Here is a 20,666-nt window from a genome sequence, read left to right as displayed (position 1 = left end):
CTGGGACCAGCTATTCAGGGCCTCAAGTCCGACGCCGGAGAGCGCGCCATCGCCCTGGACCCCGACACCGTCACCCTCCTGGGCGCCCACCGCCGCCGCCAGCGCAAGGTCCGCCTGGCCCACGGCCCCGGCTGGCTGAACACCGGCCTGGTATTCACCGACGCCGACGGCGGCCCGCTCCACCCGGCCCACGTCACCGCGGCGTTCCAGCAACTCATCGAGGAACACGACCTGCCCCCGATCCGCCTGCACGACCTAGGCCACGGCGCGGCCACCCACGCCCTGGCCGCCGGCGTCGACGCCCGCGTCGTCAAAGAGACCCTCGGCCACTCCTCCACCAGCTTCACCCGCGACACCTACCAGTCCGTCGTCGACGAACTCAAACACCAAGCCGCCGCCGCCTTGGCCGGAGCCTTCAACCAGGCCGGAGCCCGCACCTGGGGCACATCCAGCAACTGACGCCCACCGCCGGGAAACCCCACGCGCGCCCAGTCCGCGTCCGTGCTCCCACCACGCTCCCACCACAAGATCAAAAAAGACCTGCGGGTTCATGATCACTCATGAACCCGCAGGTCAGATACTACTTTGACGGTGCGCCGCCAGGGACTCGAACCCCGGACCCGCTGATTAAGAGCTCGCTCGTCGCGGGTGCGTGCGGTGCCGGGGAGGTACATGTAGTAGCGATGGGTGCCGTTTCCTGCGGGTCAACGACCCTGTCCCGTCCGGGCGGTGCCGACCGCTGCCGTCCCGTACCGGGGACGCCGCTCCCACCACGCTCCCACCAGCGCGGGTCACCGCCCTCGATCGGCACCCGCTGGCACAAGTCGCCGCTCTGTCGGCGTCGGCTTCACCGGCCGACGGGCGGAGCCAACTGGTACGTCCTCGGCTTGGAGTCCACGAGCCACCATCAGCCTGTGCGTGCCGACAATCCGCCCGGCGAGCAGGGGGCATCGGGGGTGGCGCGTGGCTGACGACGAACTCCTCACCGTGCCCAAGGCCATGGCCCGGCTCAAGGTCGGCCGCTCCACCGTCTACGACCTCATCCGCACCCGGCAGCTCGCCTCCATCACCATCGGCCGCTCCGCCGCATCCCTGCTCACGCCCTCAACGCCCTTGTCCACCACCACCTTGAAGAGGCCACCTGATGACCAGCCCGAACCCCAGCTCCCGCCGCACCCGCGCGAATGGTGACGGCAGCGTCTACCAATGCAAGGACGGCCGCTGGGAAGCCGCCGGATACGTCCTGGCCGCAGGCGACACCCGCAGACGCGTCCGCGTCTACGGCGCGACGCGCAAGGAGGCGCTCGCCAAGCTCACCGAGAAGACCGCCGCCAGCAACCGCGGCGTCCCGCCCCCTCCGCGCAGGGCAGCGTCGCCGCGTTCCTGACCTACTGGCTGGAGACCGTCGCCGTCCACCGGCTGCGCGAGAACATCGACACCCGCTGCACCGCCTGCACGCGGCTCTACATCATCCCCGGCCTGGGCAAGAAGAAGGTCACCAAACTCACCGCCAAGGACGTCCGCACCTGGCTCGACCAACTCCGCACCACCTGCAGTGCTGCACACGCGGCCTTGACACCACCCGCACCCAGCTCCAGTGCTGCGCGGCCAGCACCTGCTGCCGCAAGCGCCTGTCCCCGCTCACGCTGGCCTACGTCCACTCCGTGCTCAAGTCCGCCTTGGAGCCCGCGGTGCGCGAGGAGGAGATCCCGCGCAACGTCGCCCGCAACGTCCGCATGGGCACCCCCAGGGCACGTCGCTTCGAGCCGCTGACCGTGGAAGAGGCCCGCGATCTGCTCACCGTCGTCAGCGGCCACCGGCTCCAGGCGCTGTTCGAACTCGCCCTGCGCACCGGCCTACGCAAGGGCGAACTCCTCTGCCTGCGCTGGGAAGACAACGACCTGACCGGCGGCACCGCCAGCATCCGCCGCACGCTCCAGCGCACCAACAGCAGCGGACTGACCGCCCTGCCGACCAAGACGCAGAGCTCCGAGCGGCGCATCGCCCTGCCCACCGAGTGCCTGCACTCCGTGCGGGACCACCGCGAACAGCAGGGCCGGGAACGGGAGGCAACGGGCAAGGGCTGGTCGGACAGCGGCTACGTGTTCACCCGGCCCGACGGCCAGCCGATCGAAGGAGCCACCCTGATCCGGCACTTCAACACCCTGCTCCGCCGGGCCACCCTCCGCCGCATCCGCTTCCACGACCTCCGGCATGGCGTCGAACTCGTCGTCATCAAAGAGTTGTTGGGCCACGCCCACATCGGCGTGACCGCAACGGTGTACGCCCACGTCCGATTCCACCTCCAACGCGACGCCATCGACCTCCTCGGCAACGCCCTCCACGACCCCAAGAAGACCAGCAGCCGACCCGGCGACGGCGACGAACCACCTTTGCGTAGCACCCGTCCGCTGACGTTGCCGTCAACTACTGCCGTCAGACACCCCAGAAGCCCCATCAGAATGAATCTGGCGGGGCTTCTGCCGTGATACCGATTGGGCGCATCCAGCGCTATGAGGTCGATTGTGCGATTTGGTCCAATTCTCTGCGAATAGGCCCAAAAGTGGGGATTCTCCGCCACCACCAATGATCAGAATCAGCGGGAAGCTCGTCGACCTTCCCAATCACTGCCGATGCATCCTCTTCCGTGAATGAGATGAACTTATCATCGATAGCCAAAAGCAGCGGATTAACCCTCGCCGCCAAGTCATCGTCTAGCGAATCCAAGGCACGCTGCACGAAATTCCGGATCGACAGTGCCGCCAGGAGGTCATGCGCTCCCCAGACGGTTCGATCCGAGTCAGGGAGACTGAGATCCCTCTCCATCTTTTCGACGTGCCTATGCCACGCCTCCAAGACAGATGGGACGTCAATCTGCCGACCAGGGCCCATCTCAATCATAGTCGCGCGAAGCATGGAGAGCTCGCCAGCACTCAAGCAATGCGCCAATCGGGAATCAATACTGTCTGTCATCTCTACTTCCCTGGGTAGTATGCAGTGCTCTTCCAAGGAGTATTCCAGTTCACAATCACCCTCACGCCCTCGTAGTCAAACCTCGATGAATTCTGCCCGGCAAGCTGAACTGGACCAGCCTGCCGAAGAGTCGTCTCAATTTGAGCTTCAGTGGGCCGTCCCATTGCCGGATTTGCATCGCCGGTGTGCCCGTTTACAAACCCCACGATTTCATCCAGCGAGTAGTCACTCCCATGGAAGTCCTCGTCGCCGAGTGCGTCACCATTCTTACCACCCACCGGAATTCGACAATCCGGCCCCGTATTATGGACCAAGATCGGCGTAGTACCGGCCAGTACATAGTACGTGTGGAGGTTGGCGACGGTGAGGTTGTAGGTGACCACATGGCCGACGTAGTTGCGGACGCGGGCGATGGTAACGGTGCGCCCGTCGGGTTCACGGAGGCGATCCCCGGCGTGGAGGTCCGCGGCGTTCGTCCAGCGCTGGGCGGTGACGTCCCAGTAGGGGTGGTGCTGGGTGGAGGTGAGTTTCTGGGGGCCAGTGATGGTGTTGATGACGAGGTCGGTGAATTCGGTGTCGGTCAGCGTTTTGATGACGTCGGTGACTTTTTCGGCTTGCGTCTGGCCGGTTAGCGGGTTGGTGGCCAGGACGGTGTCGCCGATTTTGATGGCGCTGATCGGCTCGGTCAGCGTGTCGGCTCGTAGCACCTGGGTCTGGCCCGGAAAGCTATTGAAGCATCCACCGAATGCCGCATCTTCGGGGTTGGCATAGAATTCTGGGTCCGAGAGCAGCACCGTCAGCATGTCCGGAACGGACCTGCAGAGGGAGATGGAGTTGCAGGGGTTGGTGGGGATGCTCTGGACGGCGCTCCAGTGGTCGTAGAAGTGCTGCAGGTCTACGCAGCCGTTTTGAGTGATGTCAAAACTGCAGCGGTCGCGGAAGTATATTTCGACGTTTTGTTCGAAGGTGAGGTTCGGGTCGAACTCCCCGAAGTTGACCATCTGGTTGATCGTGGGATATTTCGGCTGGAACTTTTTGACGATGGTGATCGGGGGGAGGTCGTTCCCGGCCTTGTGGGCCCACCCCTCGCGGTGCCATTCCGCGTCCACGGTCTGCTGTGACCTGCAATTTCCGCTGGCATCTGCGGAGCAGCCGATGTCGTCTGTCGCTGCTGCGGCGGCCGCGCCTGCCGCGCCTTCGCTGGCGTCCTGCTGGCAGCCGTCGCAGTACATGCCGGTGGAGTCGCTGCCGTTGGTGGGGGCGTTGTTGCTGTAGGCGTAGCCGTTCCAGGACTGCGGGTCGGCGCTGTTGAACAGGGGGTCGACGTTGAGGAAGCGTCCCGTGGCGGGCTGGTACTCGCGGGCGCCTAGGTTGGTCAGGCCTGTGGTCGGGTCCTGGGTGCCTCCGACGAAGCCCTTGTCGCCGTACCCATTGGCCAGGGTCCAGGCCGCGGGGGTGGTACCGCGCGCGTTGCCGAAGGGGTCGAGGTAGCGGCGGGTCTCGGCCAGGGTGGTGGCGTTGATGTCCAGGGCGGCGGTGCCGTGGGCGTCGCTGATCTCGAAGTTCTCGCTCGTGCCGTGCTTGATGATGCTGATGCCGTTGGGCGTGGTGTAGGTGCGGGTGTCCTGGGCCGCGGGCGTGTTGCCCGCCTTGTAGGTAATGACGTCGTCGCCGAGGTAGATCGTGTTGGTCTTGTCCGGGGCGGTCCGCACCAAGAGGTTGCCGGCGGCGTCGTAGAGGTAAGTAGTGGGGCCCGTGGCTCCGGTGGCCGTGTCGGAGGCGAGGTGACCTTCAGCGTCCCAGGTCAAATTAGTGGTGCCGGCGGTCGCGGTGATATTGGTCGTGTTGCCGTCGGCGTCGTACTGGTAGGCGGTGCTGCCGGTGGTCCCGGTGGTGGTGGAGGACAGCAGGGCGTGGGGGCCGCCAGTGCCGCCGCCGGTGTTGGGCGCGGTCGTGGGGGTGTTGTTCTGGCCGACGGCGGGGAACGTCTGGATGGTGGTGACGTCCTTGCTGGTGGTGCCAGCGGTGTTGTGCTGGGTCTGGCCTGTGCGGTTGCCGGTCAGGTCATAGGTGTAGCTGGTCCAGTAGGCCGCCGGTCCGCCCACGGTGGTCTTGCCCGCTGCGGCGCCGGAGGTGGGGCTGGTGTTGGTGCAGCCGCCGATGCCGCCGATGGACGGGGAGGGGGCGACGGTCGTGGTTCCGGTGTCGGTCCAGGCGGTGCTCAGGCGTCCGAGATAGTCATAGCTGAAGCACTGCAGGTCGCTCTGGGCCGGGGTGTTGTCCGGGATGTCCTGGACCGAGGTGACCTGTCCGGCCTGGTTGTAGGTGTAGTTGTACTGGTCGACCGAGCCGGTCAGGGCGGTCTGCTTATCGATGAAGTCCGACAGGACGTGCCCGGTGCCCTGGTCGTAGTTGTAGGTGGAGACGACCTCGGTGCCCCACGGGTTGAGTGTGGTGCGCAGCGCGCGGCCCCACGGGTCCCAGTCGGTGGACAGGTCGTAGGTGGTGGTCGCGGAGCCGTAGGTGAGCAGCGGGCCGTTGACGTCGTAGCCGTAATTGAGGGTCTCGGCGGGCTGGTCTGCGGCTGCGCCGTCCTGGGAGGCCGTCAGTGCGCCGGAGTAGGGATCGTAGGCGGCGTGGGTCGTGTAGGTCAGGGCTGCGGTCTGGCCGACCAGGGAGCCGGGCAACGTGGTGGTGGTGCCGGTGGAGCGGTAGGCGTTGTCGTAGCCCAGCGTGGCCTGGCTGTAGGCGGTGCCGCTGACGCCGCCGGTGTAGCGGGTCGCGGTGGCGGGCTGGCCCAGGCCGCCGGTGACGCTGTCGTAGGTCCAGGAGGCCAGCTCGTTGGCCGCCGCGACGGTGCCGTTGTACTCGCCGGTCTTACGGCCCAGCAGGTCGTAGGTGTAGGCGAGGGTCTGCTTGCGGGCGTCGGTGGTGGTGGCGGCCTGCCCGTCTGCGGTGTAGGTCGTGGTGGTGGTGCCGGTGTCCGGGTCCACGGCCTTGATCTGACGGCCCTGCAGGTCGTAGCTGTAGGTCCAGGTGTCCTTGCCGGTGGTGTCGGTGTGAGTGGCGACCTGGCCGGCTGCGTTGTAGGTGGTGGTGGTGACGTCCGCGTCCGAGGCCTGGCCGGTGGCAGTGGTGGTGCGGTACTGCCAGGTCTGGCTGGTGCGCCCGGCCGCGTCGGTGATCGTGGTGGTGGGGGTGGACCCGGCGGGCGGGGTCACATCGGTCTCGTCCGCGCCGCGGTAGACGGTGCTGGTCGAGGACTGGGCATGTCCCAGCGACAGGAACGTCGACAAGGTGGCGCGGCCCAACCCGTCGTAGGCGGTGGTGGTCTCGGTGGGGGCCTGGGTGTCGTTGTTGGTGGCGTACAGGGTGGTGGTGGGACCGGTGTCGCTGTTGTACCAGGCGGCGTGGGACTTGACGACGCGTCCCTGCGAGTCGTAGTAGCTGTCGGTGATCATGCGGCCGGTGTAGGCGGAGATCCCCGGTGTGGACTGGGTCTGGGCCACTTCGCCGAAGCCGTTGAAGATCTGGATGCTGTACAGGCGGTTGGTGCCCTTGGGGCCGAAGGTGGCGGTGGTGGTAGAGGAGGGGGCGGTGGTGCCGTTGACGGCGTAGGTGTACAGGATGTCGGCGTTGGTGGTGGTGTTGCCCGGCTTCCACACCGCGGTGGTGCGCCCGAGGGCGTCGTAGGTGGTCTTGGTGACCTTGGCGTTGATGTCGGTGCTAGTGAGGACCAGGCCACGGGCGGGGTCGAAGCTCTGGCTGCTGGGCCAGGTGGTGGTCTTGCCCGGCACCGGCGCGACGGTGTCCAGTTCGGTGGGCAGTTCGCCCGCGGCCGCGGACTTGAAGGTCAGGGTGGTGGTGGCGCCGCCGGTGTGAGCGCTGTCGGTGGCGTTGGGGTCGGTGCTGGAGGCGACGCGTCCGTAGGTGTCGAACGTCGACGCGGTCACGGTGGTGTACACCGGGTTGCCGCTGCCGTCATAGGACTTCAGGACCTGCTTGGAGGTCACGTCCCCGGCACCCAGGGCCTGCCCGAAAGGCTGGCCGTCGTACAGGGAGCGGCTGTCGGAGACCGTGTTGGACGCGGTGGCCACAGCGGTGCAGGCACCGGCCCCGGAAACGGTGAGGGTCTCGTCGGCGAGCTCGGTCATCTGCGTCGTGGTGCTGGTGGCGTAGCTGGTGCGCGCGCAGGTCTCGGGCAGGCCGTCGGCGGTGGTGTCCTGGGTCAGCGGGCGGTTGCCGTGGGCCGAGTCCGAGGTGGCGGTGCTCGTGGAGGTGCGCCAGGTTCCGTCGGCTTTCAAGGACTCGGTGGTGGACACCGTCTTGGTGGTGGCGAAGCGGGCGACCAGGTCGGGCAGGGAGCCGCCGCGGGCGTGGGTGGCAGTGGTGACCGGTCCGCTGGCGCGGGTGAAGGTGTAGGAGACCACGCTGCCAGGGTTGCCGGTGGCGTACGCGTGGTTGTAGGTGTCGGTCTCCAGGACCTGTCCGGACAGCCAGTCGTCGTCGGTGACCGCGCCGCTCCACGTTCCGGCGCCGGCCTGAGCGCTGCGAGTGCTGCCGTCGGCCATGACGTCGCCGTTCATGCCCTGCATGTAGTAGGCGACGGTCTGCCCCTGCGGTCCGTCACCACCTGTGCCGGTCACGGTGTCCACCGAGGCGAAGCCGCGGAACTGGTCCCAGGTGCGGGTGGCGGGGTCGGTGAGCTCGCTGTCGTCGCGGTGCCAGGCGGCGGCGCCGTAGCTGTAGCTCGTGACTCGGGAGGGGGCGCCGGCCACGGTGTCGTTGGCGGTCACCGAGGCGACGGTGTAGTGGTTGAACCAGTCACTCGCGGGAGGCTGGCCGGCGGTGGAGCCCGGCGGGTACCACAGCACGTTGAAGCAGGCCATGGTGTCGCTGTCCGCGGAGGCGGGCATGACGTTGTTCACCCGTGAGCAGGCCGGCAGGTTGTAGTCGACGTTGAGGCGCTCGCCGCTCTCGGTGGTCAGGGTCTGGATGCGCGGACGGTAGTAGGGGGCGGGTGCCGGCACCAGGTTGGTGCCGTCCACGCGGTTGGCCAGCATGACCGGAGTGAAGCTGACCGCGGGCAGGGTGATCGGCGTGGTGCCGTCCTTGCCGGTGCGCTGGATCGAGTCCAGCCACAGGGGGGGCTTGGTGCCGTCTCCGGGCGTGCGGTAGGACTGGGTCAGCGCGTAGGAGTCGACCTGCTGGGTGGCGCCGGCGGACTGGATCTGGGTGGTGATCGATGCCAGCCGCTGGTTGGTCCAGAAACTGGGCCCGTAGTTGGTGCACGCCCCCGCGCTGGGGCAGTACTGGTCGTAGGGCACGTCGGGCCAGTGCGTGGCGTTCGTGGAGGACAGCGTGGCACCGGAGCAGGTGAAACCACCGCTGGTGTCACAGCGCCCCTCGGCTGCCAGGTTGAACTTGACGGTAGCCGCGACAGCGGCCGTGCCCTTGGCCGCGACCTGTCCGGCCAGGGTCTGGCCGTAGTTGATCTTGGCCAATGAGCCGCCGGGGGTGTAGCCGGTCAGCGTGCCGGTGCCGTTGTTCTGACCGCCGCCACGACTGTAATAGTTGGTAGCGGCGGGGGCGTAGGTGTAGGTGGTCAGGTTGCCGTGCGGGTCCACCGCGTAGGCCAGGTTCATCCGCCACGGCATGCTGCACCAGGACGCCTGGGCCTGGGCTGCGGTGTAGCAAGGGTCGCCGCTCTTGGGCGAGTAGACGGGAACGGTCCAGTTGCTGTTGGTGGAGGGGTCGGTGCCGTCGCCGCCGGGCAGATGGTTCAGGCCGAAGTAGTACACCGTGCCGGAGGGGTCGGTGACCTTGACGTACTCCCCGAAGGTAGCCCCGTTGCCCGGCTGCGCAGAGTCGACGAACTCGACCTTCGTGCCGTCGTCGCCCTGCAGGTGCCAGGCCCCGGTCGTATCGTCGCGCACCAGGGTCCCGGAGTGGCTTCCCAGCGACAACGTGGCGACGTTGCCGCCCCAGCACTCGTCACCGGAGCCGGTGAGGCCGTCCTTGTCGCAGGACTTGAACGAGCGCTCGATGAATCCGCCAGACGACACATCCCAACCGTCGCCCACGTTCGATGCCTGGGCGTTGGTCGCCGAGGTCTTCCCGTCGATGGAGGACGAGTCGTAGGTCAGGGATACCTGCGGCGCGGTGCCCCCCAGCGCGGGCGGCACCGCGATCGGGTAGCTGTAGGTGAAGGAGCCGCTGGAGTTGCCCGAGGCCCAGGCCGAACTGCCCTGCAGGCTCGTGGCGGAGTAGGTCCCGGCGCCGCCGCTCGATGTCGTCTGCACAGCCAGGACCATCGGGGTCATCTGCGCGGCGCTCGCGGCAACCGTCCCGCTCTGTATCGCCGAGGCCTGCACCACGGGCGGCTGGGCCTGGCCGCCGGTCGTCGGGGACCGCAGTGCCGAGGCGGGCCCCGTGGCAGCGGCCGCAGCGGGCAGGGTCACGTCGGCCACCAGCCGCTTGGTGGCCGGGTCGTAGTGCGAGGCGATGGGGGTGGCGGCCAGGCAGCCCTTGGCCTGTGGGGTCGTCAGCGCGCAGGCGGGAAGCTCGACCAGGCGCGAGCGCTCGGCCGCGTCTGCGCCGTAGCTGGCATCCAGCGAACTGAGGTCCAGGCCCACCTGCACGGGGGCCTTGGACGCTGCCGCACTGCCCGGCGACAGCGACACGATTAGCCCGTGCACCCCGGCGGCCTGCGTGTGGGCAGTGTCGGCGACCGTCGCCGTGACCGCACCCGCGGCGCCCGCCGAGCGGCCCGCCGCGCTCCGGCCGGCCAGCCACACCGGCAGCGTGCCCGCACGCACCGATGCGGCACTGTCCGTTCCCTTGCCGCCAGTTGCGGCAGTCGGCGCCGGAAGGGTCGCCGTCGCACTGCCTGACACCGTGGTGCTCGCCGGCGCGGGCTGCCACAGTCCCGGTACCGGGTACTTGGACTTGGTCGCAGCCGGCAGGCCGACGTCATGGCCGGAGATGGAGGCCGTCCGCGGCAGGGCGGTGTTCGGCGGTGACCAGATCTTGTGCGGGTCCACCGTGGCCGCCTGCGCGGAGATCGGGCCCAGCAGAGTCGCCCCCACCGCCAATGCGCACACGGCACCCAACACGCGGTGTTCGCCCCGGAACCAGTACCAGGCCCGACTCCGCTTGCCCCGCTTGACCACTGAAGACCCCTCAGACGCACCGAGCCCACGTCCTGAAAGCGCACGTGGATCGAACGCACTGTGACCTCCATGTGATGAGCCCGTCAAGACTTTATGGAATCCCGTGCCCCTCTTGTGCAGGGTGACACTTCTCACCCACCCAGGAATGTCCGTATACATCAGGATTCAGCATTGCGCATTCGCACCATGGCAGTTGACCTGTGAGTTTTCACGGTCGCAAAGTGCGCTTGTCCTCTACCCACCGCCCAGTCGCAGGAACGAGTGCCCGCATGCCGCCCTTGCCCTCCTCTCTCCCACGCGCCGCCGGCAGTGTCAGACGTCGGCGGTTCAGCGCCGCCGGGGCCGTCATCGCCCTGGCCGCAGGGCTGCTCTCGGCCGCTCCCAGCGCCTGGGCCGACACTGCCACCCCGGACCCGGCAGCCGTCGAGGCCGCCCACATCGCCGACGCCCCCGCCCAAACCGCGGGCACGCCGCCGACGCTCAGCGCCGACCAGCAGGCCCGCGCCACCGCCCAGGCACAGGCCAAGTCCAGCGGCAAGCCCGTGCCGGTGGACGCCCTGACGGACGCGTTCACCACCACGGTGGCCAACCCGGACGGCTCGTTCACCCTCACCCAGTCCCCGCAGGCCCAGCGGGTCCAGAAGGACGGGACCTGGGTGCCACTGGACGCCACCTTGACCGCCAACGCCGACGGCACCCTGTCGCCCAAGGCCGCGTCCGGGGCCCTGATCCTGTCTGCGGGCGGCACCGGCCCGGTGGCCACCATGACCGGCGCGGACGGCAAGAAGCTGTCGATCAACGCGCCGTTCACCCTGCCCGCCCCCACCTGGTCGGGTACCACCGCGGTCTACCCGAACGTGGCCCCCGACGTGGACCTGGACGTGACCGCCAACCCCACCGGCGGCGCCATGACCGTCCTGGTCGTCAAATCCGCCGCGGCCGCGGCCAACCCGCTGGTGAAGAACCTGAAGTTCACCACCACCAGCAGCGACCTGACCGTGACCGCAGACCAGGGCGGCAACCTGGCCGCCACCGACACCAGCGGCCAGACCCAGTTCAGCGCCCCCACCCCGCTCATGTGGGACTCCAGCACAGCCAGCAGCAGCGCGACACCCTCGGCCAGCGCCGCCCCCAGCACCGCGACCCCCAGCGCGTCCGCGGCCGCCACAGGCGCCACCCAGGCACTGTTCGTCAAGTCTCTGGCCCAGGCCGCACCCTCCGACACCAGCACCACGTCGGCCGACGGCACCGGTGGCACGAGCAGCGCCACCGGGCCCGGCGACGGCGCCCAGACCGCCACCATCCCCGCGACGGTGTCCGGCAGCACCATCAGCCTGACGCCCAGTCAGAGCATCCTGAGCGGTACCGGTACCCAGTACCCGGTGTTCATCGACCCCAACTGGCAGCAGGACAACCCCTGGGGCGAGCACTTCGCCTGGACCCAGTCCGCCTACCCGAACCAGAACAACTACGACGTCTCCAACACCGACTACCCCGGCGTGGGCACCTGCGGCACCTACCCCAACGGCGGCAGCTGCAGCCCCAACGACACCGAGGAGACGTACTACCAGTTCGACACCACCGCGCTGGTGGGCACCACCGTCTACCAGGCCACCCTGGACACCGCCGAGCACACTTCTGCGGACATGTCCTGCACCACCAAGTACACGATCGACCTGGACTGGTCCGGCTCGCTGACCAACCCCACCACCTGGAACAGCCACCCCGGCAGCAGCCAGATCACCTCCAACTCGGTCGGCGGCGCCCGCCAGACCGGCTGCGACGGCGACGTCGCCCTGAACTTCAACGTCACCTCCACCCTGCAGACCGCCGAAGAGCAGCAGGGCAAGACCCAGATGACGTTCAAGCTGCACGCGGACGACCCGTCCAACGTGTACGGCTTCAAGCGGTTCAATCACAACGCGCAGCTGATGGTGCAGTACGACACCACCCCGCTTGCGCCCAACCACCTGTCCACCACGGACGCCGGCTACTACAAGTCCACCGCCTGGGACTCCTTCGACTACTGCACCTCAGCCCCCGCCGGTGTAGACAGCAACTGGCCCTGGGTCAACGCCAGCGGTGCCACGCTGAACGCCGCCCCGGAAGGGGCGCAGTCGCAGTACCGGGTCAACTTCCGTCTGTGGGACGACTCGTCCAGCACACCGGCCGGGGACACCTACGACACCCCGGCCAACTCGCCCTGGGTGAACACCGCCACCGCGGCCCACTCCGACCACCTCCCGGTGGGCGCCCAGGCCAGCACGGGTGCCGTGATCAAGGACGGGCACGCCTACGGATGGCTGGCCACCGGCACCGACGCCCTGCCCGGTGTGCCGTCCTCGCCGAACTCCCTGGTCTGTCACTTCCGCGTGGACGCCACAGCCCCCACCATCAAGATCACCAACACGGGTGACTTCCCGCCCTCGGGCAGCGGGATCACCCCCACCAAGTACACCGGCCAGTACGGCACCATCGGCGTGTCGGTCAGCGACCCGGCCCCCAGCGGCTACAACGGCGACACCCTGGCAGCCCAGACCTCCGGCGTCCAATGCCTGAAATACGGACCGGACCCGACCCTGACCGACACCACCACCAGCACCGTGTGCGGCAGCGCCATCAGCACCCTGCAGATCATCGCCCCGCACTGGGGCACCAACATCCTGTACCTGCAAGCCGACGACTACGCCGAGAACTTCAGCCAGATCCTCCCCTACGCCTTCTACGTCCCCTGGAACGCCAACGGGCCCGCACCCAAGTTCGGCGACACCACCGGCGACTCCATCCCCGACGTGCTGACCCCCGGCAGCGACGGCAACCTGTACACCCACTCGCTGCCCAACTCCTCCGCCACCACCCCCACCACCAGCCTGGCCGCCGTCGCCGCCAAGAGCCCCGACGCCAACGCCGACGGCAAGGGCTGGTCCAGCTACCAGATCACCCACCGCGGCAGCGTGCGCGGCGGCATGAACGTGGACGACGTCATCGCCCACAAGCCCGGCGACCCCACGCTCTACGCCTACACCAACCCCGGCGACGAACACATCGACGGCCTGTTCGACAACCACCTCACCCTGGACCGGCCCGCCTGCATCACCGACCCCGCCAACACCAACGACACCCACTGCGCCACCTACGCCACCGACTGGTCCAAGACCACCCAGGTCCTGGCCCTGGGCGACATCGCCCACAGCGCGCTGAGCCAGACCAGCGGAACCTTCCAGAACCGCACCGGCCTGCTCACCACCGAGACCACCACCACCGGCAACGCCGCCCTGTGGTTCTTCCCCATGGCCAGCGACCAGACCCTGGGCACCCCCGTCCTCCTGGACACCACCACCAACTGGGCCAACCTGGACCTCATCTCCCCCGGAGACTGGAACGGCAGCGGCAGGCCCGGCCTGTGGACCCGCAACCGCACCACCGGCGCCGTCAGCGGCTACACCTTCACCCTCGGCAGCTACACCCCCGTCGACACCTTCGGAAGCCCGCTGCCGGCCGTGGCCACCCTCACCGCCATCAGCACCGCGACGCCCCTCAACGAGACGCTCGCGGCCGCCACCTACCCGGTCATCGGCTCCGAGGGCGACCTGACCGACAGCACCGGCATCCCCGACCTGTGGACCGTCAGCAGCACCGGCGCCCTGGCCGAATGGACCGCGGGCACCTCCGACGGCAAGAACGACCAACCCGTCAGCACCTGGGCCACCACTTCCACCCCCATGGGAACAACCAGCGCTGCCGCCAACCAATGGCTGATGCCCGCCGCCAACTACCCCAGCGCCACCCTCACCCAGGACGCCGCCAACCTCGCCACGACCACCGCCGTCGCCGGCCCCGGCTACGGAACCGTCACCGACAACGCCGCCAGCGCCAAGCGCGCCGCCACCCTCAACGGCACCAACTACCTCTCCTCCAGCACCACAGCCGTCGACACCAGCAAGGACTACACCCTGTCCGCATGGGCCGACCTGGCCAGCACAACCGGCGGCGACTCCACCGTCCTGTGCCAGCGCGACACGGCAGGCAAACGCTGCGGCATCTACCTGCAGTACTCCTCCACCCAAAACGGCTGGGCCCTGGTAGCGCCCTCCGTCGACGCCTACCCCATGCCCGCAGGCTCGTCCTACGCAAAAACCGCGCCCGGCGTCACCGCCACCCCAGGCAAGTGGACCCACCTGGTAGCCGTCTTCAACGCCACCAGCAAAACCATGACCCTGTACGTCAACGGCAAATTCGCCAGCACCACCACCAACGCCAGCGCCTGGCCCGCAACCGGCCCCTTCCTCATCGGCGGCACCGACAACGCCAACAACGCAAGCAACGGCTCCTTCAACGGAAGCATCGCCGACGTACGCACCTACCCCAGCGCCCTGACCGAACCGCAAATCACCACCCTCTACAACAAACCCACAGGATGACACCCAACCGAGCCACGAACACCGCCTGAAACCCCAGGCTCAGTCGCCCCCGTCGCCACCCCGGCGACGGGGGCGACAATCATTGCCGAGAAGGGCTGATCATCCCGGCCGCGAGATGAACCACCGGGTCTTTGGAGAAGGCAGTTACGCCCGCACACAACTCCCGCAAGCACATGCCAAGAGAAGCCGACCCGGCCGCCCAGTGAAGCCTGCGGCCTGCGCTGGTCCGATCTCGACCTCGACGCCTCCACCCTCAGCGTCAACCAGCAGATCATCCAACTCGGCTGGGCCACCCAGACCAGCCGCCCCAAATCCGACGCCGGAGAGCGCGCCATCGCCCTGGACCCCGACACCGTCACCCTCCTGGGCGCCCACCGCCGCCACCAGCACAAGGCCCGCCTGGCCCACGGCCCCGGCTGGCTGAACACCGGCCTGGTCTTCACCGACGCCGACGGCGGCCCGCTCCACCCCGCCCACGTCACCGCCGCGTTCCAGGAACTCATCGAGGAACACGACCTGCCCCCGATCCGCCTTCACGACCTACGCCACGGCGCAGCCACGCACGCCCTGGCCGCCGGCGTCGACGCCCGCGTCGTCAAAGAGACCCTCGGCCACTCCTCCACCAGCTTCACCCGCGACACCTACCAGTCCGTCGTCGACGAACTCAAGCACCAAGCCGCCGCCGCCTTGGCCGGAGCCTTCAACCAGGCCGGAGCCCGCACCTGGGGCACATCCAGCAACTAACGCCCACCGCCGGGAAACCCCACGCGCGCCCAGTCCGCGTCCGTGCTCCCACCACGCTCCCACCACAAGATCAAAAAAGACCTGCGGGCTCATGATCACTCATGAACCCGCAGGTCAGGTACTACTTTGACGGTGCGCCGCCAGGGACTCGAACCCCGGACCCGCTGATTAAGAGTCAGCTGCTCTAACCAACTGAGCTAGCGGCGCTTAGTGCCTGCGGCTTTCGCTTGCGCTGTTGCCTGGGCACGACGGAAATACTACCTGACCTGCGGGGGTGCTCATGACCACCCCCGGGTGGGCCGGGTCAGCCGCCGGAGGACTGGGCGCTTCGGGCGGCGCGGGTGGCTTCGTGGGCGGCGGAGGCGATGGGGTCGAAGCGGGTGAGGTCGGCGAGGCGGCGGCGGGCGGTGCGGTTGGCGATCGGGCCGGGGTAGAGCCGGCCGGTGAGCTCGCCGGCGTGGGCGAGGGCGGCGAGCAGGAGCGAGCGGGCCGGGGCGTTGCCGTTGTCCACCGCGTCCGCGACCAGTGCCCTGCGGGCGGCGATGACGCTCAGGTCGCGGACCGTGTACTCATTGAGCGTGACCAGGCCGAGCAGCCTCCGGCTGCGCCGGTCGACCAGGCCGGTCTTGACCATGACGTCAAGGTAGGGCTTGGACGGCCGCCGACCCACCCGCTGCAGACATCTGCGCAACCGCGCCCCGCGCGGTGGCGCGGCCGGCCCCGCCAAGGCCGCAGCCGCCGCATCGAGGCCGGGGTGCCCCAGCGGTGCTCCGCGCAGCAGCACCAGCCGCCCGCCCTCCAGCGCCGCCGCCCCCGCCGCCACCAGCTCGGCAACGGTCGCACCGGCCAACGCGAAGCGGAACTCGCCGGGCTGCCGGATCCGCCCGGTCTCCGGGTCGGCGCAGAGCAGAAGCAGGTCCTCGGGAAGGCCGGTCGACGACTGGTCCATGGCGTGTTCCTCTTCGAATGATGCGAATGACCGGACGAGCGGGGACGGGAGGCAACCGGCGCTATGCCCCGGCTGCCATCGCATGGAGCACGGTCAGGGCCGCGGCCGACTGCTCGGCGGCGACGTGCATGGCGGCCTCCCCGGCGAGCTGCCGGTTGACCAGCGCGTTGGCGGCGCGGGCCAGCTGGTCCATGTCCATCAGGTGGGCGAGCCGTCTCGCCGCCTCCCCGCCGGACTTGGGCTGCTGCGCGTCGAAGTAGCACGAGGTGAGCCGTCCGGCGTGGACCAGGGCGCCGAGAAGCCGGGTCCGCCCGGGGGCGTTCAGGTCCGCGGCGGCACGGGTCAGTTCGGCGCTGCAGCGGTCGAACGCGGCCCGGTCCCGGAGGTGGTACCCGGTGGTGGCGCGGCCGAAGCTGCGCCGGTGTTCCTGGGTGTACAGCAGCCCGCGGTTCACCATCGAGTCCAGGACCGGCCTGGCGATCCACGCCGCCAACCACTCCACGCAGTCGATGAGCGGTCCGGCATACAGACCCCCCACCCCCTGGGTGAGCCCCAGGACGACGGCATCGGTGGTCAGGTTGCCACTCGGCGCGGCACTGACCAGCCGCAACCTGTCCTCGTCCAGGACGGCGTACCCGCTGCGCAGCAGGTCCGCGACCACACCCGCGGCCAGGGCCGGCATGAAGTACGCGGGTGTGACGACACGCAGCTCCGGCCCGGCCGCAGCACAGAGCAGCAGCAGGTCCTCGGCAACGCCGGTCGGCGATGTCGGCGACTGGTCCATGGCGGCTGCCTCCCCCGGTCGGCGGGGTGCCGAACATCCGGGAACGTAGCAGTACGGGAACAGGGCAGTACGGGAACAGAGCCGGTGGGGCGCGGGTTGGGCCTGGGGAGAGCCTGTAGTCGTCCGTAGCCGTGGGAGCACCGCAGTGAGCCAGCAGTCAACGCCGTCGTCGGAACAGCCGGAAGCGCCGGAACAGCCGGACCGGGCAGTCGCACCGCTGGCTGCCCAGATCCCCGGAGTGCCGAGCGGACGGGCGGAGACGCCGCTGTCGATCCTGGACCTGGCCACCGTGGGCGCCGGCTACACCCCCACGCAGGCGCTGGCAGCGACCACGGAGCTCGCCCGCAAGGCCGAGGGCTGGGGGTTCCACCGGTTCTGGGTCGCCGAGCACCACGGTATGCCCGGGGTGGCCAGCTCCGCGCCGGCCGTGCTGCTGGCCCATCTGGCTGCCGCGACCAGCACCATCCGGCTGGGCTCGGGCGGGGTGATGCTGCCCAACCACGCGCCGCTGGTGATCGCCGAGCAGTTCGGCACCCTGCACGCGCTGCACCCCGGACGGATCGACCTCGGCCTCGGCCGGGCCCCCGGCACCGACCCGGCCACCGCCAGGGCCCTGCGCCGAGGGGTGCTGGACGAGACGGCCGACGAGTTCCCGCTGCAGCTCAGCGAGCTGACCCGGTTCCTGCACGCGGACTTCCCGGCCGGCCACCCGTACCAGCGGCTGCGGGCGGTGCCCGGGGAGGCGAGCGCTCCCGGCGGGGGCCGGCCGCCGATCTGGCTGCTGGGCTCCTCCGGCTTCAGCGCGCAACTGGCCGGGCGGCTGGGGCTGCCGTTCGCCTTCGCGCACCACTTCAGCGCCGGGAACACCGTCCCCGCCCTGGAGCTGTACCGGGACTCGTTCCGGCCCTCGGAGGTGCTGGCCGAGCCGTACACGCTGATCGGCGTGGGGGCGGTGGCCGCCGACAGCGAGGAGCTGGCCCGGCGGCTGGCCGGGTCCGGGGCGCTGGCCATGCTGCGGCTGCGGCGCGGGCAGCCCGCGCTCGTTCCGACGCCCGAGGAGGCTGAGGCGCACCCCTACACCCCGGCCGAGCGCGAGTTCCTCGACTCCTGGCTGTCGAACGTGGTGCTGGGCGCCCCCGACCAGGTCCGCGACGGGCTGCTGGAGCTGCGCAAGCGCACCGGCGCCGACGAGCTGATGATCACCAGCAACATCCACGGCCATGAGGCACGGCACCGCTCCTACGAGCTGATCGCGCAGGCGTACGGGCTGCTGGGTTGAGCCAGGATGCGGCTTCCCCGCTGCAGCTCCTGGTGGACGAGCGGGCGGCGGCGGCCGGGGTGCGGCTGCTGCTGAAGCGCGACGACCTGCTGCACCCCACCGTCCCCGGCAACAAGTGGCGCAAGCTGCTGCCCAACGTCGCCGAGGCGAGGGCACGCGGCCTTGACACCGTGCTGACCTTCGGCGGCGCCTACTCCAACCACCTGAGGGCGACCGCGGCCGCCGGACGGGAGTCCGGTCTGCGGACGGTCGGGGTGGTGCGCGGGGACGAGCTGGCCGACCGGCCGCTCAACCCGTCGCTGGCGCAGGCGGCGGCCTGGGGCATGCGGCTGGACTTCATGGACCGGGCCACCTGGCGCCGTCGGATGTCGGCCGAGGTGCTGGCGAAGCTGCTGGCCGAACACGGTCCGGCGCTGGTCGTCCCCGAGGGCGGCAGCAATGCCGCCGGGGTACGCGGATGCCGGGCACTGGGACGGGAGTTGGCGGAGTCCGACGCGGAACTGGTGGTGGTCTCCGTCGGCACCGGCGGCACCCTCGCCGGACTGGCGGCCGGACTGGCGCCGCATCAGCGAGCGGTCGGATACGCGGCGTTGGGCCATGCGCCGCTGGCGGACGAGACCGCGGCGCTGCAAGTGGAGGCCTTCGGTCGGCGCACCCGCAACTGGCGGATCGACACCGGGCACACCTTCGGCGGATACGGCCGCACCACCCCGGAACTGCGCGGCTTCGCCGAGGACTTCCGGGCCAGGCACGGGATCTCACTGGACCTCGGCTACGAGGCGAAAGCGCTGCATGCGGTCTTCGCGGGCCTCGACGGCGGAGCGTACCGCAGGGGCTCAGCAGTAGTCGTGGTCCTCGCTGGTTAAGGGGGTCTCAAGGGAAGAATTGGTCTAGTCCTAGGTCTAGGCCATCCTATTGACGACTGGTGGTCATCCCCTCCACCCTGGGCACTGGTACAGACCTCCCCTTCCTCTCCCCCACGAGGAGCCCAGGTGTTCCGCACTTCCCCTTCCCGAGTCCTCGGCGCGGTCGCCGCCGCCGGGCTCGCCGCCACGGCGATGGTCGCCGTGAACGGCAGCGCCCACGCGAGCGTCAGCCCGGCCGCCACCACAACCGCGCTCAGTAGCAACTGGTATGCCGCCGCGCCCTACCTCATGCCACTGGACAACAACCCGCCGAACCCGGTCGACGTGATGAACGCGACCGGCCTGAAGGCCTTCCAGCTCGCCTTCGTCCTCGCCCCCAACGGCGGCGGCTGCACTCCGACCTGGGGCGGAACCGCCGCGGTCTCCTCCGACACGGCGGTCGCCTCGACGATCAACAGCATCCGCTCGGCCGGCGGCGACGTCTCCGTCTCCATCGGCGGGTACGGCGGCACCAAGCTCGGCCAGACCTGCGGCACCCCGGCCGCGACCGCCGCCGCGTACCAGCAGGTCATCACCAAGTACGGGCTGCACGCCATGGACTTCGACCTGGAGGAGCCGGAGTACGAGAACACGGCCGCCGTCGCCAACGAGGTCGGTGCCGCGCAGATCCTGCAGCAGAACAACCCGGGCCTGTACATCTCGATCACCACCCCCGGTACCGCGGCGGGCACCGGCTGGTTCGGGACGCAGATGCTCGACCAGGCCAAGACGGACGGCTTCACCCCGAACAACTTCTCCATCATGCCGTTCGACGGCGGCTTCAACGGCGCCGCCTCGCAGATCTCCGCGCTGCAGGCGTTCAACACGCTGCTCATGAACACCTTCGGCTGGAGCTCCGCCACCGCGTACGCCCACGAGGGCATCTCGATGATGAACGGCCGCAGCGACAGCGGCGAGTACTTCTACCAGGCCGACTTCCAGTCGGTGCTGGACTTCGCCACCAGCCACGGCCTGGCCCGCTACACCAACTGGTCGGTGAACCGCGACCGCCAGTGCACCCCGGCCGACAACAACGGCCAGACGTCCGGCGTCTGCAGCAGCGTGACACAGGGGGCATGGGACTTCACCAAGTACAGCGTGACGTTCGCGGGCGCGACTCCTCCCACCAGCCCGCCCACCACGGCGCCGCCGACGACCGCTCCGCCGACCACGGCACCGCCCACCACCGCCCCTCCGACCGGCGGCAGTTGCACCGCGGCGGCCTGGAGCGCCACCGGCACCTACACCCAGGGCAACACGGTCAGCTACAACGGCCACTCCTGGACCGCCAAGTGGTGGACCTACGGTGACGTCCCGGGCGGCGCCGCCGGTGTCTGGACCGACAACGGAGCCTGCTGACACCAGGTACTGACGAACGACCAGACAAGGGAGAGACAGACGAGAGAATGGCGGTGGGCGGGACCCCGAGGGGTCCCGCC

The 20,666-nt window shown here is 69.2% G+C and carries 8 protein-coding genes, 1 tRNA gene and 3 pseudogenes; 8 read left to right on the top strand and 4 right to left on the bottom strand.

Annotation, left to right across the window (positions count from 1 at the left end):
* From TR46_RS45355 to TR46_RS22755, 3 genes and pseudogenes are all read left to right on the top strand, one after another.
* The gene (locus tag TR46_RS45355) at window positions 1-459 is read left to right on the top strand and encodes a tyrosine-type recombinase/integrase (RefSeq protein WP_084718853.1); all 459 of its coding nucleotides are present in this window, start codon (window positions 1-3) and stop codon (window positions 457-459) included.
* A gap of 540 nt (window positions 460-999) precedes the next feature.
* Window positions 1,000-1,145, top strand: a pseudogene (locus TR46_RS39755) (helix-turn-helix domain-containing protein).
* Window positions 1,145-2,387: pseudogene (locus tag TR46_RS22755) on the top strand (tyrosine-type recombinase/integrase); the annotation flags it as partial. The pseudogenes TR46_RS39755 and TR46_RS22755, both read left to right, overlap by 1 nt.
* A gap of 588 nt (window positions 2,388-2,975) precedes the next feature.
* On the opposite strand, the gene TR46_RS45250 reads toward TR46_RS22755, so the two are convergent.
* Window positions 2,976-10,061, bottom strand: a complete 7,086-nt coding sequence (locus TR46_RS45250) for a polymorphic toxin-type HINT domain-containing protein (RefSeq protein ID WP_052433018.1) — start codon at window positions 10,059-10,061, stop codon at window positions 2,976-2,978.
* Window positions 10,062-10,423: 362 nt separating this feature from the next.
* Here TR46_RS45250 and TR46_RS22745 point away from each other — a divergent pair, with 362 nt between their 5' ends.
* Window positions 10,424-14,566 carry a LamG domain-containing protein gene (locus TR46_RS22745; RefSeq protein WP_152626613.1) on the top strand — a complete coding sequence of 1,381 codons (4,143 nt, stop codon included), beginning with the start codon at window positions 10,424-10,426 and terminating at the stop codon, window positions 14,564-14,566.
* 213 nt (window positions 14,567-14,779) lie between these two features.
* A pseudogene (locus TR46_RS45350) lies at window positions 14,780-15,310 on the top strand (site-specific integrase); the annotation flags it as partial.
* A gap of 133 nt (window positions 15,311-15,443) precedes the next feature.
* Here the strand turns inward: TR46_RS45350 and TR46_RS22735 are convergent.
* The 3 genes from TR46_RS22735 to TR46_RS22725 all read right to left on the bottom strand — a co-directional run bounded on the left by TR46_RS22735 (window position 15,444) and on the right by TR46_RS22725 (window position 17,043).
* Window positions 15,444-15,517, bottom strand: a tRNA-Lys gene (locus tag TR46_RS22735).
* A 97-nt stretch (window positions 15,518-15,614) separates the two neighbouring features.
* Window positions 15,615-16,259 (bottom strand): GPP34 family phosphoprotein, encoded by a 645-nt coding sequence (locus TR46_RS22730; RefSeq protein WP_042404314.1) that lies wholly within the window; start codon window positions 16,257-16,259, stop codon window positions 15,615-15,617.
* A 61-nt stretch (window positions 16,260-16,320) separates the two neighbouring features.
* Window positions 16,321-17,043 (bottom strand): GPP34 family phosphoprotein, encoded by a 723-nt coding sequence (locus TR46_RS22725; protein ID WP_042404312.1) that lies wholly within the window; start codon window positions 17,041-17,043, stop codon window positions 16,321-16,323.
* 217 nt (window positions 17,044-17,260) lie between these two features.
* On the opposite strand from TR46_RS22725, the gene TR46_RS22720 reads away from it, so the two are divergent.
* From TR46_RS22720 to TR46_RS22710, 3 genes are all read left to right on the top strand, one after another.
* Window positions 17,261-18,322, top strand: coding sequence for an LLM class flavin-dependent oxidoreductase (locus tag TR46_RS22720; RefSeq protein WP_042404375.1), 1,062 nt, complete (start codon window positions 17,261-17,263; stop codon window positions 18,320-18,322).
* Entirely contained in the window at window positions 18,319-19,188 is an 870-nt protein-coding gene (locus TR46_RS22715) for a 1-aminocyclopropane-1-carboxylate deaminase/D-cysteine desulfhydrase (RefSeq protein WP_042404310.1), read from the top strand. Before TR46_RS22720 ends, TR46_RS22715 begins: the two co-directional genes overlap by 4 nt.
* Window positions 19,189-19,380: 192 nt before the next feature.
* Complete coding sequence (locus TR46_RS22710) at window positions 19,381-20,586, top strand: chitinase (RefSeq protein WP_084718851.1); 1,206 nt, start codon at window positions 19,381-19,383, stop codon at window positions 20,584-20,586.
* The last annotated feature ends 80 nt before the right edge of the window (window positions 20,587-20,666 follow it).

Source organism: Streptacidiphilus carbonis, assembly GCF_000787775.1.
GTDB lineage: Bacteria > Actinomycetota > Actinomycetes > Streptomycetales > Streptomycetaceae > Streptacidiphilus > Streptacidiphilus carbonis.
This window is presented reverse-complemented; position numbering and strand designations above follow the sequence as displayed.